Source organism: Polaribacter uvawellassae (assembly GCF_039748955.1).
Classification (GTDB): Bacteria; Bacteroidota; Bacteroidia; order Flavobacteriales; family Flavobacteriaceae; genus Polaribacter; species Polaribacter uvawellassae.
Map to the genome: position 1 here is coordinate 68,618 of NZ_JBDIZN010000006.1, position 19,032 is coordinate 87,649.

At 29.3% G+C, this 19,032-nt stretch carries 11 protein-coding genes; 6 read left to right on the forward strand and 5 right to left on the reverse strand.

All coding sequences use genetic code 11. The features are described 5' to 3' along the window. Positions 1-153 precede the first annotated feature (153 nt). Entirely contained in the window at positions 154-5,625 is a 5,472-nt protein-coding gene (locus ABDX67_RS11970) for a T9SS type A sorting domain-containing protein (RefSeq protein ID WP_347175269.1), read from the reverse strand. 187 nt (positions 5,626-5,812) lie between these two features. Here ABDX67_RS11970 and ABDX67_RS11975 point away from each other — a divergent pair, with 187 nt between their 5' ends. Both ABDX67_RS11975 and ABDX67_RS11980 read left to right on the forward strand, forming a co-directional pair. After that, complete coding sequence (locus tag ABDX67_RS11975) at positions 5,813-7,633, forward strand: sensor histidine kinase (RefSeq protein ID WP_347175270.1); 1,821 nt, start codon at positions 5,813-5,815, stop codon at positions 7,631-7,633. Then, positions 7,626-8,252, forward strand: a complete 627-nt coding sequence (locus ABDX67_RS11980) for a response regulator transcription factor (RefSeq protein WP_347175271.1) — start codon at positions 7,626-7,628, stop codon at positions 8,250-8,252. Before ABDX67_RS11975 ends, ABDX67_RS11980 begins: the two co-directional genes overlap by 8 nt. Here ABDX67_RS11980 and bcp read toward each other — a convergent pair. Then, positions 8,249-8,701 carry a thioredoxin-dependent thiol peroxidase gene (gene bcp, locus ABDX67_RS11985; protein WP_347175272.1) on the reverse strand — a complete coding sequence of 151 codons (453 nt, stop codon included), beginning with the start codon at positions 8,699-8,701 and terminating at the stop codon, positions 8,249-8,251. The genes ABDX67_RS11980 and bcp overlap by 4 nt on opposite strands. A 117-nt stretch (positions 8,702-8,818) precedes the next feature. Here bcp and ABDX67_RS11990 point away from each other — a divergent pair, with 117 nt between their 5' ends. Next, positions 8,819-9,487 carry an endonuclease III domain-containing protein gene (locus ABDX67_RS11990; RefSeq protein ID WP_347175273.1) on the forward strand — a complete coding sequence of 223 codons (669 nt, stop codon included), beginning with the start codon at positions 8,819-8,821 and terminating at the stop codon, positions 9,485-9,487. Between the two features lie 106 nt (positions 9,488-9,593). Here the strand turns inward: ABDX67_RS11990 and ABDX67_RS11995 are convergent, their stop codons facing one another. Together ABDX67_RS11995 and ABDX67_RS12000 are read right to left on the reverse strand one after the other, a co-directional pair. After that, positions 9,594-9,737 (reverse strand): hypothetical protein, encoded by a 144-nt coding sequence (locus tag ABDX67_RS11995; protein WP_347175274.1) that lies wholly within the window; start codon positions 9,735-9,737, stop codon positions 9,594-9,596. A 58-nt stretch (positions 9,738-9,795) separates the two neighbouring features. Further along, on the reverse strand, positions 9,796-10,380 hold the full coding sequence (locus tag ABDX67_RS12000; RefSeq protein ID WP_347175348.1) for an RNA polymerase sigma factor: 585 nt from the start codon (positions 10,378-10,380) through the stop codon (positions 9,796-9,798). A gap of 217 nt (positions 10,381-10,597) precedes the next feature. Here ABDX67_RS12000 and uvrA point away from each other — a divergent pair, with 217 nt between their 5' ends. From uvrA to ABDX67_RS12015, 3 genes are all read left to right on the forward strand, one after another. After that, entirely contained in the window at positions 10,598-13,390 is a 2,793-nt protein-coding gene (gene uvrA, locus ABDX67_RS12005) for an excinuclease ABC subunit UvrA (protein ID WP_347175275.1), read from the forward strand. 75 nt (positions 13,391-13,465) lie between these two features. Next, complete coding sequence (locus ABDX67_RS12010) at positions 13,466-14,563, forward strand: MauE/DoxX family redox-associated membrane protein (RefSeq protein WP_347175276.1); 1,098 nt, start codon at positions 13,466-13,468, stop codon at positions 14,561-14,563. A gap of 119 nt (positions 14,564-14,682) precedes the next feature. Then, positions 14,683-15,756 carry a hypothetical protein gene (locus ABDX67_RS12015; RefSeq protein ID WP_347175277.1) on the forward strand — a complete coding sequence of 358 codons (1,074 nt, stop codon included), beginning with the start codon at positions 14,683-14,685 and terminating at the stop codon, positions 15,754-15,756. Positions 15,757-15,807: 51 nt separating this feature from the next. On the opposite strand, the gene ABDX67_RS12020 is transcribed toward ABDX67_RS12015, so the two are convergent. Beyond that, a complete protein-coding gene (locus tag ABDX67_RS12020; RefSeq protein ID WP_347175278.1) occupies positions 15,808-18,942 on the reverse strand; it encodes a S41 family peptidase in 3,135 nt (1,044 codons plus the stop codon). Positions 18,943-19,032: the final 90 nt, after the last annotated feature.

Genomic DNA, 19,032 nt, shown 5'->3' on the forward strand with positions numbered 1-19,032 from the left:
AATCCTCACGGATTTTCTATTAGGTTTTTATTTGCTAAATTACATGCTAAAACACGCAACGTATCATATACAAAACCGTTAGCGAAACCTAAAACTTTAGCATAAAAAACAGCATACCATTGGTACGCTGTTTTTATTACTATGGAAGTAAGTTTACTTCTTCATTATTTTCTTTACAATTCTCCCTTTGTCTGTTTCAACTTTAAGTAAATAAATTCCGCTTGGTAATTGATTTACATTTAATTGATTTACACCTTCTTTTTCTATTAGTAATTTCCCCACAATATTAAATAATTGCACTTTTTTAATTTCTATTTGATTACTTATTTCAATATTTAAAATAGTATTAACTGGATTTGGATACAATCTTAATGCTTTTGATAAAAAGGCATCATCAACCGATAAAACAGTTGTACAACTTTCGCTATAATTTGCTGTTGCATCTTTTGTCCAACCAGCAGCATTTGTTGCGTTTGTTACATTATCAACTTGAATACAAGTTAGGTTTGCGTTTCCTGTTGCATCAAGAGTTGTAAGTGTATTGTTATGTCCATTATTAATTTTTAAGCTCGTTAGTTTATTGTTAGAAACATTTAAGGTTGTTAACGTATTTAAAGACGTTAACTTACTTAAATCGATACTTTCTATTTTGTTATTACTTACATCAAGCGTTTGTAAACCTGTAATTGCAGCTCTACTTTTATACTGTTTCTGTTTAGTTTCCCTTGAAGAAATTACCACATTAGTTCCGTTTAACAACTTATTAATATCTGTAATATCGTTTCCAGAAATGTTAATACTTCTGGCGTTTGTAAAAGCTTCTAAACCTGTTGCATCGGTAATTCCTTTCCCGCTTAAATCTAAATCGCCCGTAAAAGCTTGTGCTTCTTCGTAAGTTATAACACCATCGCCATCATCATCTAACCCAGGAATTACAACAATTGCTGAGTTTAAATTTGTATCTGTTGTATAAACTTCCCATTCTGCAGAACAATCTAAACTAAACGATGCACCAGCATCTACATTTGTCCAATTTGCTGTTGACCAAGTTGCATTATCTACCGCAATACAACTTAAATTTGCGTTATCTTTAATATTAAATTCTGTAATTGCTGAATTGTAATCGTTTTTAAGATATGCACGCTCCAAAGAATTATCATCTAGTAATAATTTCTTGATATAATAGTTATTAGAAATATCTACATTTACAATATTATTATGGCTTGCTATAAATTCTTCTAACAAAGTATTGGTAGAAATATCGATTCCGTTTAAGCCATTTTCTTGTATCCAAAGCCTTTTAAGGTTGATGTTTTTACTAACATCAAATTGAGAAATATCACAATCTTCAATATCAATTCTTTCTAACAATATGTTTTTAGAAACATCTAACGATGTTAAAGGATTTTTACTTGCTCTAAAATCTGTTAATTTGGTATTTTTAGTAATATCTAAAGCAGTAATACTGTTTTCTGATATATAAAAACGTGCTAACTCTGGCAACATAGAAACATCTATAGAAGTTAGTTTTAATTTCCATAAATGAACTCTCCATAATTTTGTGTTGTTTGTAAAATCGATTGCAGAAATGTTATAGTTCCAATCTAAATTGATTTGTTTTAATTCTGTATTAGCAGATAAATCTATGGCAGATAATTCGTTTTCGCTTAACCATAATGTTTCTAAATTTTTGTTTTGAGAAACATTTATTGCAGTAATTTTATTTTGAAACGCATAAATAGTTTTTAGATTTGGCAACATACTTACATCTAAAGCGGTTAAATTATTGTTCCCAACATAAATTGCTTCAAGCATTGTGTTTGCAGTAAAATCTACTGATGCTAATTTGTTTCCTTCTAAATTTACCCATTTTAACTTGGTGTTTTTAGATAAATCTACCGTTGTTAAATTATTTCCTTTTAGGTTTAAACCAGTAATGTTGATAAACGCTTCAATTCCTGTTAAATCTGTAATATCTAAATCGTTTCCTCTTGTAATATCATCATGTATTGCTTCTGCTTCGTACACTTGAATTTCATTATCGCCATTTGAATTGATAAACGGATCTGCTAACAAAGCATTTTTCATATTTGCATCCGGAATGTACACAACTGCTGCCGAAGTTGTAAATCCACAATCTGCATTAAAAACTGAATTGTCTGTAATATTTGTCCAATTTGATGTTGCATACGAAACATCATCAACCTGAATACAAGTTAATTTTGAATTGTTTTCTAAAAACATTTCGTTAACATTAACATTGTTGGTGTTTTTTAAATTTAACTTTGTTAATTCTGGCATGTTAGATGCATGCAATTTTATAATTGGTTGCAATCCTAAATCTAATTCTACTAACGATGTTCCAGAAACTTGTACCGACTTTAAACTTGTGTTTTTAGATAAATCTAAACTTGTTAAACCGCTTACATCCCAAGCATATAACTCAACTAGTTCTGTATTAGAAGTTAAATCAATATTTGAAATTGGATTATCACCAAAAGCCAAAACAGATAATTTTGTATTTGCATTAACATTTAAATTTGAAATATTATTTCTATTTGCGTTTAATAAATACAAGTCTTTATTATTACTAAGATCTAAACTCGAAACATTTTGTGTTCCAGCAATAATTATTTCTTTTAATAGCGGATTATTAGTTACATCTAAACTTGATAATCTGTTAGTTTCATTATCGCCTCCTAAATCATCTTCATCTCCACCAAACCATAAATATTTTAAGTTGGTGTTGTTAGAAATATCAAAAGCTGTTAACTGGTTTTTAAAAATTATTACGTTGGTTAACGCTGTGTTTTTACTTAAATCTATTGCTGTTAAAGCATTATTTTCTAATGACAAATAACTTAAATTTGTTAAAGTTGAAACATCTATACTAGTTAATTTATTTGCCGATTGCTGATTTGCTATTGCAACATTGATTAAGTTTACGTTTTTAGATAAATCTACATTTGTAAAGTAGTTTGTATCTGCATAAAACCTTGTTAATGCTACGTTTAAAGAAAGATCTATTGTGGCTACTTTATTGTTCCACATATACAATCTATCTAATTGTAAATTGCTTGAAACATTTAATGTTATGATCTGATTATCTTGCACATACAACCAAGTTAAATTTGATAATGTTGTTACATTTATTGCTGTTAAAGCATTACCATTTGCTATTAGTTTTGTTAGATTAATCATTGCTTCAATTCCTGATAAATTGGCAATATTTTTTGAAGCAACATTTAACTCTGTAATTGCTTCGGCATCGGTTTTTAAAATATTTCCGTTTAAACCATTAGTATCAAAACCTAAATCGATTAAGGCTTGTTCAAAATTTGTGTCTGTAATGGTTACTAAATCTGGTTGATTGTATCCACAATCTGTATTAAAAATTGAAGCGCTATCAACATTCGTCCAATTAATAGTTGCGTAATTAACATCATCTACTTGCACACAAGTTAAATTGGTGTTTCCTGTTAAATTCATGGTTTCTACCAAACCATTAAATCCACTTGCTAAATTTATTTTAGTTAACGCAGAGTTATCTTGTCCGTGTAAATGTTTAATTTTTTGCTTAGATAAATCTAATTCTGTAATTCCAGTTGCATTAGCACCTAAATTCCAGATTTTTTGATTATTACTTAAATCTAACGCTGTTAAATTAGGATTTTCTGCAACCCAAAGTTGTTGTAATTTTGTGTTTGCCGATAAATCTATCGAAGAAATTTGTGTTTTTTCTGTGGTTAAAACTCGCATTGCAACTTGATTAGAAACATCTAAAGTTGTTAACGGATTTGTACCCATTGCTAAATTATCAATATTTGGATTATTACTTAAATCTACAGAAGTAAGTTGGTTGTTTTCTAACCAAAGAATTTTTAATAACGGATTTTTTGTTACATCAATTGTTATTAATTTATTTTCGTACAAATACAATCTTTCTAACAACGGATTATTAGTAACATCAATAGCTGTAATTTGATTTGTGTGTAAATACAAACGCTCTAATAATGTATTTTTAGAAACATCAATAGTTGTTAATTGATTTTCTGGAACTTCTAAATATTCTAAATCGGTATTGTTAGAAACATCAATAGTTGTTAATTGATTTGCTCTTAAATATAAACTTAACAAAGCTTTATTTTTAGATAAATCAATAGCTGTTAGTTTATTATTTATTGCCCAAAGCTTTTTAAGCAATACATTATTTGAAACATCTAAAGCTGTTAATTCGCTATCGCTGGTTCCAAATTCTTCTAAACTTGGTAAACTGCTTAAATCAATGCTTCCTAATTCGTTTTTCCATAAATATAATTGTCGTAAAGCAGTTGCACCAACAATATTTAAAGACGATAATTTATTTGCTTGCTGATTTAAATCTAAAACTTCTAATTTAGTATTATTACTTGCATCAAAAGCTTCAATATTATTTTCACTTGCATATAACTTCTTTAAATCTAAATTCTTAGAAATATCTAAACCTGTTAGCTGATTAGCTCCTATATATAATGTAACTAATTTTGTATTTTTAGATACATCTACTCCAGTTAAACTATTATTATATACATCTAAATACGTTAAGTTTATCATTGCTTCAATTCCGCTAAGGCTCATAATTTTAGCTGAAACATTTGGTAACGTACTATTATCTGCTGTATTTTCTAATTTTAACTCTGTAATTGCTTCTGCATCGGTTTTTAAAATGTTTCCGTTTAATCCATTAGTATCAAAACCTAAATCTATTAAAGCTTGCTCAAAGTTTGTGTCTGGTATAGAAACTACAGGATTTACACAATCTGTATTAAAACTTGTTTGCCCATCAATATTTGCCCAATAACTAGTAGCGTGAGTAACATCATCTACTTGAACACAATTTAAGTTTGGATTATTTCTTGAATCGAAATACGTAAAATTAGCATTATTACCATTCTTAACATTTAACGTAGTTAGTAAATTATCATTACAACTAAAAGCAAATAAATTGGTGTTTGCAGAAACATCCAAAGAAGTTAATTGATTATTAGCAACTCTTAAATCTTGTAATAAAGTTAATGCACTAACATCTATAGAAGTTAGTTGGTTATTATACAATCTAACATGCCATAATTGCACATTATTAGATAGATCTATTGTTGTTAACGCATTTTCATGAAAATATAATTCTTTTAAATTTGTTAGCATACTTACATCAATTGTAGTAAACTGATTTCGCATAATTCCAAAACGTTCTAATGCTGTATTTGCAGAAACATCTATGGCTGTTAACTGATTTTCATTTACAAACAGGTTTGTTAGCGCTGTGTTTTTAGAAAGATTTATAGAAGAAATTGCATTTACCCCAGCTTCTAAAGAAACTAAATTTGTCATCGCTTCAATTCCTGTTAAATCAGAAATTTTTGAAGAAACATTTGGTAATAAGGCATTGTTAACAGGATCAGAAATTTTTAAACTATCAATTGCTTCGGCATCGGTTTTCAAAATGTTTCCATTTAACCCATTAGTATCAAAACCTAAATCTATTAAAGCTTGCTCAAAGTTTCCATCCGGAATGGTTATTGTTTCTTGAGAAAATGTACTCAGTGTTAAAAAAACTGAGCATAGTAAAAGTAATTTTGTCTTCATAATAATAATGTTTAAGTAAAATTGGGGATTACAACAAAATTAAAATGAAAGGCCAACTTAAACACCATACTTTAGTATGGGATTTAAACTTTAACATATTACAATTAAATCTAAATATTTAACAAAAAGTAGCTTTCTATTTTTCAAAAAAAAAGCTACCTTAGTTTTATATTATTTTAAGCCCTTAATGAATAAATTTTTAAGTCTTATTTTTCTAGTTTTTATTCTCATTTCTTGTTCTTCTACAAAGAATGATGCTTCGCAGGAATTATATAAATCCGTTACTTTTTTAAATCAAAAAAATGATTCTTTATCTATAAACGATGTAATTAAATTATATAAAAAAGGCGATTTTAATATTGCCATGGAGAATAAAATTATCTTTAATTTAAAAGACTTACCTACATCTTGGTTTCATTTTAAAATAGACAACTTAAATGAAGATAAATACTTTTCTATTTGGAGTCCGTTTTTAGAATATGGTAAAGTGTATTTATATTACAACAATACAATTAAAGAATTAAATGCTTTAGATTTAAATAATAGCAAAGATTATAACTCAGAATATAGGTTTCCAACATGGAAATTAAACCAAACGAACACAACTACACATGTTTTTGTGAAAGTGAGAGACACTAAAAGAGCTACAAGTTTAAAATTATTACTTTTCAATAGTTCAGAATTTATAAAATACACACAAAAAGACAGTACAATTATTGCCTTACTACTTGCTTTTTTCTTAGCAATGCTTGTTGCTATTTCATCTTTATTTATTGTAAAAAAACAATATAGTTTATTATGGTATGCTGGTTATGTTTTTGCTTTTGCTTTTGATTTAATTAATAGTCACGGAATAGATTTACAACTTCAAATCTTCTCTACTCCAACAGAACATTCTGTAAAAAGATTATTGTTTCAAAGCATTGGTGCTGCTTGTATTGGTATGTTTTACATTTCTTTTTATCCGTTTACAAAAGAAACTAAATACATTAGAAAAGCTTTTAAATATATAACAGGCTTTTATTTTTTAAGCGTTATCATTTTGCTTTCGTTTATTTTAGTAAATGACATTTATTTACCAAAAATATTTTTATGGCTACCACAAAGAATTATGGTATTTTTTATAATTATTGGGCATTTAATTTTGATTAGAAAAAAAGTAATTCCTTTTTATTTAAGTATTGGTTTTTTAGCTACACTACTTATTTACATACGTTTTTTATATAGCAATCCTGGTTTAGATTTATCGTTAGCATCCTATTTTTTTATTGACAATCATTTTTACATTACCATTGCAATAGAAACAGCTTTAATTTTATTTTATATTATTAGTCAATTAGTAAAGTCAGAGTTTTTAGCAATTAGTTTAAAAAATGAAAACTTGACATTGCGTAGTGATTTTCAAGACTCTGTTTTAAATATGCAACAGCAAGAACGCAATAAATTATTAGGAAATGTACACGATAGTTTTGGTGGATATTTAGAAGCTTTAAAACTTCGTTTATTAACAAAAGCAGAAAATACACCAGAAAAAATACAGGAAATTTTAGATGCATTTTATAAAGAATATCGCTATTTATTAAACAGTTTATATGCACCGAAAATAAATTCTGAAAACTTTATTGAGAGTTTAATTGATTTCTTTGACAAGCTAAATCAACTTACAAATAGCAACAGCATTCAACATCAATTTTCTATTGACAATACACAATTTTCTCAAAAAAAATGTGTGCATTTGTATCGTATAATTTCAGAACTTACTACAAACGCAATTAAACATGCAAATGCATCAGAAATCAATATTAATTTATCGCAAGAAAACAATAAAAACATTCTTTTAAAAATTAGTGATAATGGCATTGGTTTTGATAAAAGTAATATTGCTAAAAACTCTTACGGTTTAAGTAATATAGAAAAACGCGTAAAAGATATTAACGGAAAAATTACTATAGAAACTGAGAAAAATAAAGGCACAGAAATTAAAATTAGTATTCCTATAGATGAATAAAAGAAAACTAAACGTTGTTATTGCAGACGACAATCGTTTTTTTTGCGAAGCATTAAAAGGCAGTCTTAATACGCATTCAGAACTCAATATTGTTGCAACCTTTTGTACAATTAAAGAAGTAATTAACTTTACAAAAAATCACCCATTAGATGTATTAATTTTAGATGTAAATTTTAATGGAAATAGTTCTTTAGATTTTATCTCCGAAATAAGAAACACCAATAAACCATTTAAAATCATTGCATTAACAACAATGAACAATAATTATATAAAAGACAAAGCTCTAGAAAATGGTGTTGATGTTTTTATTGGAAAAGATACTGATTTTACCAGCTTTAAAGATGTAATTTTAGAATGTGCTATAACAAATACAAATGGTAACACTAGCAAATCATCTAAAGTTACTATTGATAATTTAGTGTTTACAAAAAGAAAATTAGAAATTTTAGAAGCATTATATCAACATTCAGATAAAAAAGAAAAAGAACTTGCCGTAATTTTAAACATTACAGAAAGTGCTTTAAAATCTCATAAAAGAGATCTTTTTGAAATTACAAACACAAAAAACACACCCGAATTGATTAAATTCGGAATTCAAAAAGGATTAATTGTTGCTTAATCTAAAATTTGAGAAGCGTGTACTTTCGTTTTCACTTTCGTAATCACGTCTTCTATAATTCCGTTTTCATCAATTACAAAAGTAGTTCTGTGAATTCCGTCATATTCGCGTCCCATAAATTTCTTTGGTCCCCAAACTCCAAAAGCGTTGATAACCGTTTTATCTTCATCTGCTAATAATGGAAAAGGTAAATCGTGTTTATTTATCCAATTTTGTTGGCGTTTGGCAGAGTCTGCACTAGCCCCTATAATCGCATAACCTTTTGCTAAAAATGTTTGGTAATTATCTCTTAAATCGCACGCTTCGGCAGTACAACCTGGTGTACTTGCTTTTGGATAAAAGAACAAAACTAATTTTCTCCCTTTATAATCAGACAATTTTACAATGTTTCCTTTTTCATCTATCGATTCGAAATTTGGTGCGTTGTCTCCTATTTTTAGTGTGGTCATTTTTTGTAGTTTAGTAACAAAGATACAAAGTAGCAAAGTAATTTTTAGGATACATTAAAATTCATTTCAATTTTAACTTTGTAACTTTGAAACTCTTAAACTTTGCAACTCATTTAAATGAATAAACAAGAAAAAGTACAATTTGTAATTGACACACTTCAAGAAACCTATCCAGAAATTCCGATTCCGTTAGATCATAAAGATCCGTATACTTTGTTAATTGCGGTGTTATTGTCTGCACAATGTACCGATGTTCGTGTGAATAAAATCACGCCAATTTTGTTCGCTAAAGCAGATAATCCGTTTGATATGGTAAAAATGACGGTAGAAGAGATTAAGGCAATTATTCGTCCGTGTGGTTTATCGCCAATGAAAAGCAAAGGCATTTACGGTTTGTCTAAAATTTTGATTGAAAAATACAACGGAGAAGTTCCGCAAAGTTTTGAAGGATTGGAAGAATTACCAGCAGTTGGACACAAAACAGCAAGTGTTGTTATGAGTCAAGCTTTTGGTGTTCCCGCTTTTCCGGTTGATACACATATTCACAGATTGATGTATCGTTGGAATTTATCCAACGGAAAAAACGTTACACAAACAGAAAAGGATGCAAAGCGATTGTTTCCAAAAGAATTGTGGAACGACTTGCATTTACAAATTATTTGGTATGGACGCGAATATTCTCCAGCTCGTGGTTGGGATTTAGAAAAAGACATCATCACAAAAACTATTGGACGACAAGCTGTTTTAGATGAATATTACAAAAACAGAGACAAGACTAGAATCTAAATAAATTTAGAAAATAAAATTATGTTTAATTTCTGTTTTGCAAAATATTTGAACAAAAATATGGCATCAAAAAAGCCTCAACTCTGGTAGTTAAGGCTTTTCCCTCTTAATTCAAATCCAATTCAATAACTTGGTCTGGTCCTGTTTTAATTACTTTTAATGATTTAGAAAAATTAATTAAAAATTGAATTGTTTCTTGTTTTGGCTGCTCCCTAAAATCGGGAGACTTTTTAGAGTAAAGTTGCATCATATAATGTGTTTTAATACTTGATTGTTAATCACATAACGATACTTTTTTACTTTTATTATTAGTTCACCAAAATTATTTTATTTTTTTCTATTAGCTTTCTTAAATTAATTAATGCATATCGCATTCTACCTAACGCAGTATTAATACTAACGCCTGTATTTTCAGATATTTCGTTAAAACTCATATCATTATACATACGCATTACCAATACTTGTTTTTGTTCTTCTGGCAATTCATTTATTAGTTCTCTAACATCTGCATGAATTTGCTCTTTGATAATTTTTCTTTCTGCATTTAACACATCATCACCCAAAACAGAAAAAATATCAAACTCGTCTGTATTTCTGAATTTTGGCATTCGATTCGATTTTCTAAAATAATCGATCACAAGATTATGAGAAATTCGCATAACCCAAGGTAAAAACTTACCTTCTTCGTTATAGTTTCCTTTCTTTAATGTTCTAATTACTTTAATAAATGTGTCTTGAAAAATATCTTCGGTAATATCACGGTTTTTAACTTTACTATAAATAAAGCTAAATAAACGTTGTTGATGTCTCTTAATTAAAATTTCAAGAGCATATTCATTACCATTAATGTAATCGCTAACTAAATTGCTATCTGGGGTTCTGTTATCACGCATCATAAATTACTTTTAGAAAGCAAGTTTGCCTTCTGGTTCCTATTGTTTATAAACAGTTAAAGTAATTTTAAACTATACGCACGTGATTTTTAGTGAATTAATGATTCAAATATGATGATAATATTTTACAAAAACAAATAAGTTGCTATTTTTTAAATGAAAATTCTCTTTTTCTTCTCTTAAAAAATGGTATTTTTAACGCTTACTTTTTTTACAAATGAAGTTAGATTTAAACAGCGTAAATCCGAAAGAAAATATCATTATTAAAGGTGCAAGTTTGCACAATTTAAAAAATATAGATGTTGTTATTCCTCGTAATAAATTAGTTGTAATTACTGGTTTATCTGGTTCAGGAAAATCATCTTTAGCTTTTGATACGTTGTATGCTGAAGGACAACGACGTTATGTAGAAAGTTTGTCTTCGTATGCGCGTCAGTTTTTAGGAAAACTACACAAACCTAAAGTAGAGTACATCAAAGGAATTGCACCTGCAATTGCTATTGAACAAAAAGTAAATGCTACAAACCCAAGATCTACCGTTGGCACATCAACAGAGATTTACGATTATATGAAGTTGTTGTTTGCCAGAGTTGGTAAAACTTATTCGCCTATTTCTAATAAAGAAGTAAAAAAAGATACGGTAGCAGATGTTATCAAGCATGTAAAAACCTATGAAATTGGTTCAAAATTATTATTGTTAGCTCCTGTTTTTTTAGACAAAACAAGAGATTTAAAAACACTGTTGAATATTTTTTCTCAACAAGGTTATGCAAGAATTAAAATGAGCGATTCAATTTTAAGAATTGAAGATTTTCCTTTTGACGCTTATAAAGAAGAAACCTTGCAATTGGTGGTAGACCGAATTATTTTAAAAGATGATGAAGATTTTTACAACAGATTGGCAGATGCTATTCAGACTGCTTTTTTTGAAGGAAAAGGAACCTGTTTTTTAGAAAATTTAAATACAAATAAAACAGTTGAATTTAGCAATAAATTTGAGTTAGACGGAATTACATTTTTAGAGCCAAACACACATTTGTTCAGTTTTAATAATCCATACGGAGCTTGTCCATCTTGCGAAGGTTACGGAAATGTTATCGGAATTGATGAAGAATTGGTGATTCAAAATACAGGTTTATCAATTTACGAAGATGCGATTGTTCCTTTTAAATCTGAATCTTTCAGAAAATACAAAGACGATTTAGTGCATAACGCCATCGATTTTGACATTCCGATTCACAAACCTTGGTTTGAGTTAACAGAAAAACAAAAAGAATTGGTTTGGACTGGAAACAAAAAATTTGACGGAATCAATCATTTCTTTAAAAAATTAGAAGAAAAAAGTTATAAAATTCAGAATAGAGTAATGCTTTCTCGATATCGAGGAAAAACAAAATGTACAGAATGTAACGGAAAACGCTTGCGAAAAGAAACCAATTATGTGAAAATTGATCACAAAACAATTTCTGATTTGGTTACGTTACCCATTGATGAATTAGCAGAATTTTTTAAGAACATCAACCTAAATAATCAAGAATTAAAAATAGGAAAACGTTTGTTGACAGAAATCAATAACAGATTGCAGTTTCTATTGAACGTTGGTTTGAGTTATTTAACCTTAAACAGAACTTCAAACACACTTTCTGGTGGAGAAAGTCAGCGTATCAATTTAGCAACTTCATTGGGAAGCTCTTTAGTTGGTTCAATGTACATTTTAGATGAACCAAGTATTGGTTTGCATCCAAAAGATACAGAACGTTTGATTGGAGTTTTGCAAGATTTGCGCGATTTAGGTAATACAGTTATTGTAGTTGAACATGATGAAGACATCATGAAAATTGCAGATTATATTATTGATATTGGTCCAGAAGCAGGAACTTTTGGAGGAAATGTTGTAGCCGAAGGAAACTTTAAAGATATTTTAAAATCCGATTCTTTAACTGCTCAATATTTGAATGAAAAATTAAAAATTGAAGTTCCTAAAACTCGAAGAAAATCTACCAATTTTATTGAAGTGATCGGCGCAAGAGAACACAATCTAAAAAATATTGATGTTACTTTTCCATTGAACAATCTAACCGTAATTACTGGAGTTTCTGGAAGCGGAAAAAGCACCTTAGTTAAAAAGATTTTGTATCCAGCAATGCAAAAAAAACTGTTTGGTTACGGAGATAAATTAGGTCAATTTACAGAAATAAAAGGTTCTTTTGAGAATTTAAAACACATCGAATTTATCGATCAAAATCCTATTGGGCGCTCGTCTCGCTCAAATCCTGTAACCTATATAAAAGCCTATGATGATATCCGAAATTTATTTTCGAATCAGAAGTTGGCGAAAATTAGAAATTACAAACCAAAACATTTTTCTTTTAATGTTGAAGGCGGACGATGCGAGGTTTGTAAAGGAGATGGAGAAGTTACTATTGAAATGCAATTTATGGCAGATGTGCATTTAGAATGCGATGCGTGCAACGGAAAACGCTTCAAAAAAGAAGTCTTAGAAATTACTTTTGATGGAAAATCTATTGATGATATTTTAACGTCAACAATTGATGATGCTGTTACATTTTTTACAGAAAATGAGCAAACAAAAATCGTTCAGAAATTAAAACCGTTGCAAGATGTTGGTTTAGGTTATGTACAATTAGGACAATCTTCTTCTACACTTTCTGGCGGAGAAGCGCAGCGAATTAAATTGGCGTCGTTTTTAGTGAAAGGAAACACAAAAGACAAAGCGTTATTTATTTTTGATGAACCAACAACTGGTTTGCATTTCCATGATATTAAAAAATTATTAGCGTCGTTTAACGCCTTAATTGAACGCGGACATTCTATTATTGTAATTGAACACAATATAGAATTGATAAAATGTGCCGATTACATTATTGATTTAGGTTTAGAAGGCGGAAAAAAAGGAGGAAATCTAATCTTTCAAGGAATACCAGAAGAATTAATTTTGAATAAAAAATCGTACACTTCAAAATATTTAAAAGAGAAATTAGTATTTTAGATGTCTCCTCGAGCGGAGTCGAGAGGTTTTTTATTAGTTCTCGACTCCGCTCGAACTGACATAAAGTTTTAAAAAGTGATAACAAACTTAACAGATCATCAAAAAGTAAACGCGGTTAGAATTCTTGCAATTCTATCTGTATTGTCAATGATGTTGTACGCTCCAGAACTTTGGATTACAGACAAAAACTTTCCTGTGATTCCGTTATTTGATTGGATTCCAATTCCGAGTTCTCCGTTTGACTCGATTTTTGCAGGGATCTTTTTTGTAAGTCAAGTTGTCTATATTTTTAAACCTAAACGTTTCTTAGGTTGGTTTGTTTTGTTACTGTATGTTTACTTAGCTTTTGTAGATCAGAACAGGTTGCAACCGTATTTTTATCAAAGTTTTTTGACCATTTTTGCAATTGTAATTTATCCTAAAAACACAGAAGCTAAAAAATTATTATTTACCATTATATTAATTTTTGTTGCGACTTATTTTTGGAGCGGAGTACAAAAATTAAACGGAATTTTCTACGAACAATGGATGCACGCTTTACTAAAGCATTTTAGTTTTATTCCTGAGAAATTATTGTTAGCATTTACCTATGCTGTTCCGTGGTTAGAAGCCATTTTAGGAATTTTTATTTTATCAAATAAAACAAGAAAATTAGGCATTTACGGAATTGTATTGATGCATTCAATTATTATTGTAATGTTGTTGTATTTAGGATATGGTTTTAACGTAATTCCGTGGAATCTACAAAATATTTTAAGTGTGTTAATTATCTTCTGGACGTTAAAAACAACTTCGTTTACTGAGATTTTTACAGCTTCTATTTCATATCAAAAAGGATTGATTTTCATCTTCACATTCATCTTGCCTTTTAGCAATTTATTTGGTGGTTGGGATCATTTGTTGTCCTTTAGTTTTTTTACCTCTAAATTAGATTATTACTACGTTCAGATTGATGATTCTCTAAAAGATAAACTACCAGAAAATGTACAGAAATATTACAGAACAAACGAACACATGACCGTTTTATATTTAAACGAATGGGCTGGAGATATTAACAAAGTACTACTCTATCCACAACCAAGAGTTGTAAAGAAAGTAGAACAATATATTTTGTCTTTTGCGGATGAAACCACAATTAAAAATCCAACAAAATTGGTAGTTTATAATAAATAAAAACTTGTTTACTTACGAATTCTAATTACTTTCTTACGAATTCTAAAACGCACCAAATTTAACTGCTTTCTGATACTAGATTTGATTAACCATAATTATTAATCTAAAACCTAAGTATCATGAAAAAAATCGTAAACACAAAAGTTATCGCAATCGTTTTGCTAGCTTTAAGTATTTCTTTTACTAGTTGTAACAGAAAAAAGAAAACAACTGCAACCATCACTCCAACAGTACTTGCTGAAGAAATTAGAGAAGTTCCAATTTACAGAGAAGCTATCGTTTTTATTACCGGAGTAGATTCTGAACATTCAAATTATTACACAAGTGCAAAAATGTATTTTGAAGAAAAACAATTTGAAGTCATCACAGAAGCTTTTTCGCTACAAGAAATCATTTCTTGGTTAAACAACAATTATGATGACAGATTGTATTCTGACATTCATATTGTAAGCGAAAATAATCCTTGGAAAGGAATGCATTTAGAAACAGCAATAAACGGGGAAATTGTTAATGAAAATACACTAAGAAACGCTTTACTAAATAATGAACTTCCAAAAGTAGAAAAAGGAATTGCAGATGACACAAATGTTGTTTTCCATGTTCCGGCTTTGGCAAATAACACCAATTTAATTGAAGCTATGAAAACTGTTTTTAGCAGCAACAAACAACCAAATATTGTTGCTACTCCGTTTTACACAGTTTTTGGTGGTGAGTTTTCTAAATATCATTTAGCTAAACCTTTCTACGGATTTTATCCAACGGCACATTCTCCAGGAAAAGTAGATTTGTCAAAAGCATTTGCTAAAAAATATCCGCAAGAAGATATTGATTGGTTAGAAACTTTGTATAATGAAAGTGAGCGTTATGTTGGAGATCCGTTTACAACACAATTTAATCTTCCAATAAAAATCGAAGTAGATTATACAGATTCTGATAACGGAATTCCTACTTTAACTTCTCAAGACGCTATTATGGATTTTATTGAAGCTGATGAAAATCTTTTAAACGAATTTAAAAGTTACAACATTCCGATTGAAAAGTTTAGATGGAAAACTGTTGAAAAAGAAGACAAATTAATTATTAAAGGAATTACAACTGTATTATGTGTTTTAAAACCAATCATTAAACCTTACGGAGATTTACAACACGTAGAACCAGAAATTGATAACTTGCGTTTGTACAACGTAAACTAAACAAAAAAAGGCTGTTCAAATTGAACAGCCTTTATCATTTTAATCTAAATATTACTTCTTTAATTTCTTTAAAATAATATCAATCGCTTTGTCTAATTGCGGAGTTTTATTCTCTAATCTGTCTTTAAAGTTTTTACCAACATACACATCTGGCGAAACTCCTGTTAATTCTAAATCTTTTCCGTCTAAAGTATAACAACCCCAAACTGGCAAACGATAACTAGAACCGTCTACTAAAGAACCACTTGTTGTAAAAATAATCCATCTATACGTTTCTGTTCCAACAATTGTTCCCATTCCAAGTTCTTTAAATCCTGCTGCAGTCATTTCTGCATCAGATAATGATTGCTCGTTGATCAACAATACAATTGGTTTATCGCCATAACTAAAGTTAGATTGACTTGTTAATTTTCCTTCTCTGTATTTCCAATTTAAATATTGTTTTTGTCTTAAGAAGTTTAAAACGGCATCGTGTACATTTCCACCAGTATTAAAACGTAAATCTAAAATTAAACCTTCTTTATAAGCTTCATCACTAACTAAATCGTGATAAAACTTTGTCAATTCGCCACCAGACATATTTTTCATGTGCACATAAGCAATCTTGTTGTTGGATTTTTTATCTACATAAGATTGATTTTCATCTTGCCATTCATCATACAATAAAGTGCTAATTGCTCTGTAACTCGTTGGATGAATATTTACATCGAACTCTGAACCGTTTCTAGAAAAAGTCAAGCTAATTTCTGATGCAAATTTCGGGTTTGTAAAATACGATTCTCTATTGTTTTTTGTGTTTACTTTTTTACCATTTACTGCAATTAATTTGTCTCCTTTTCTAAGGTTTTTACCTCTAACATCGGTTGGACTTTCAGAAACTATTCTTTCAATTGTGTATGGATTTTCATTATCAAATAAAATTCCTGTTGCTAATGTTTGTGATCCGTAAAAAACTTGTTCTTCTTTCCCGAAAGAATTAAATCCAAAGTGAGAAGTATTTAATTCTCCTAACATGTCGTTAAAAATTAAACGTAAATTTGCTCTACTAGAAACCTTTGGTAAAAATTCTGCGTAAGAATCTCTTAGCTTTTGCCAATTTTCTCCATGGAAATTTTCATCATAAAAACTCTCTTCCATTCCTGCCCAAGCTTCGTAATACATTTGCTCAAACTCATCAGATAATGATTTATTGAAGCTATGATTGATTGCAATTGCTTTTAACTTATTAGCTCCTAAATTGATTGAGCTGATATTTCCTCTTGATAATAAATAATGCTTTTTACCAGCACTTACTAGTTGATATCCAAAAGTTGGAGAATCGCTTAATTTTACTGTTTTATTATTTTCAAAAGGCTCAATTGTTGTTTTCCATAATTTATTTCTTCCTTGATCATGATTAGAGATATAAATTACATGTGTTTTTGCGCCGTCTTTTATAATCGAAATATTTCCTTGACCACCAAATCTTGGGCTAATTGCTGTTAACCTGTCCATTAAACCTTTTTCGTTTATTACAATTGGTTCAATTTCTTCCTTTTTATCTTTAGCATCTTTTTTATCTTTGCTTTTTTCTACAAACAACTCATTTACTTTATCAATCTTAAATGGTTTTTCGTATTTGTCTAAAGCCATTTGATACACTTTAGAAGCTCCATTTCCTCCGCTTGGAAAACTTGGTGCCGTTCTTTCTGACGAAAAATAAACATATCTTCCGTCTGGAGACCAATGTGGATCAGATTCAGAAACCTTTGTTTTTGTTAAGTTTACCGATTTTTTTGTAGCAATTGTATACACAAAAACATCTTCTTCAAAATCTCTTCGTGCGCTGTACAAAATGTGTTTTCCGTCTGGAGAAAAATAAGGATTAGAGCTATAAAAGGCCCAAAATTCATCTTTTACAACTACTTCAGATTTATAATTGTTTAAATCAATAATGTGCAAACCATTTCTTCCGCTTAAATACACACCCTTTGTTCTGTCGTTATTTAATGTAAGTTGTCTGTTATTTTCTTTTGATTTTGTTACTTGTTTGGTTTTAAATGCACCATTTGCACTTGTTACAAACCAATTATAATAACCGTTTACAGATCTAGAAAATATTAAAGAGCTATTATCTTTTAACCATTTTACTTCTTTAACAGCTTCTTTAGGATTTGTTTCAATTTCTTTCACAAACTTCCCTTCAACATCAGAAACAAATAATTTTCCTCTAGAAACAAATGCCATTTTTTTTCCGTCTTCAGAAACATCAAAAAAGGTGATATTTCCTTTAACATCAAAAGATTGCTCTTGTTGTGTTGTAGAATTATTATTGATATCAATTTTTAGTTTTTTCGAAGATTTTCTATCAACATCATACACATACAATTGATAATCTTTTCTAAAAACTACTTTTTTACCGTTCGCACTTACTTTTGGCCACATGATTGATGTAGAAAAATTCGTCAATCTTTTTTTAGTTCCGTTTTCGAACGTATATAAATTGTATTCTCCTTTATATTCATCAGATTGAAAATAAACTTTTCCGTTTTTATCAATTGTAGCGGCAAAATCTTTTCCTCTATATGTGGTGTGTTGTGTGTATTTTTTTGTTTTCTTATTGTACGATTTTATATCTGGATTGTAATCTCCTTTATATCTTTTTCTATGTGTAAACCTTGAACTTTCCCAAGATTCATTAAAATAAATATCTCCCGTTTTTGGATGCTCAACAACATTATGAACCGTATTAAAATAATGTTCAAAAGTTCTTTTTGGTGTTCCACCATCAATATGAACAGCATAATTTGTCATCGAATTAAACCTGTTTGATGTAAAATTAATAGACTTACTATCCCAACTCCAAGAAGAAACTGCATCGTTACTTTGATGAAAAGTTAATTGCTTAATTTTTCCTCCATTTAACGGCATAATATAAACATCATTATTTCCGTATTGATTACTCGTAAAAGCCAACCATTTTCCGTCTGGAGAAACACTTGGATCTGTTTCTACTCCATCCATAGCCGTTAATCGAAATGCTTCTCCTCCATTTGAAGAAACTTTCCATAAATCGCCTTCGTAACTAAAAATTACATTCGAAGCGTCTGGAGTTAAAGTTGGTTTTAAAGTAAAATGTACGGTTCCGTTTTGCGAATATATTGCTACAGAAAAAAGCAATAAAAATGCACTCATAAAAGATTTCATAATTCTAAAGTTTAGTTTTAAAATGTGAATTTACTAAATAATAAATACTATCTTTCTTCTTAAAATGTTAAAATAATTTTATGGCACAAT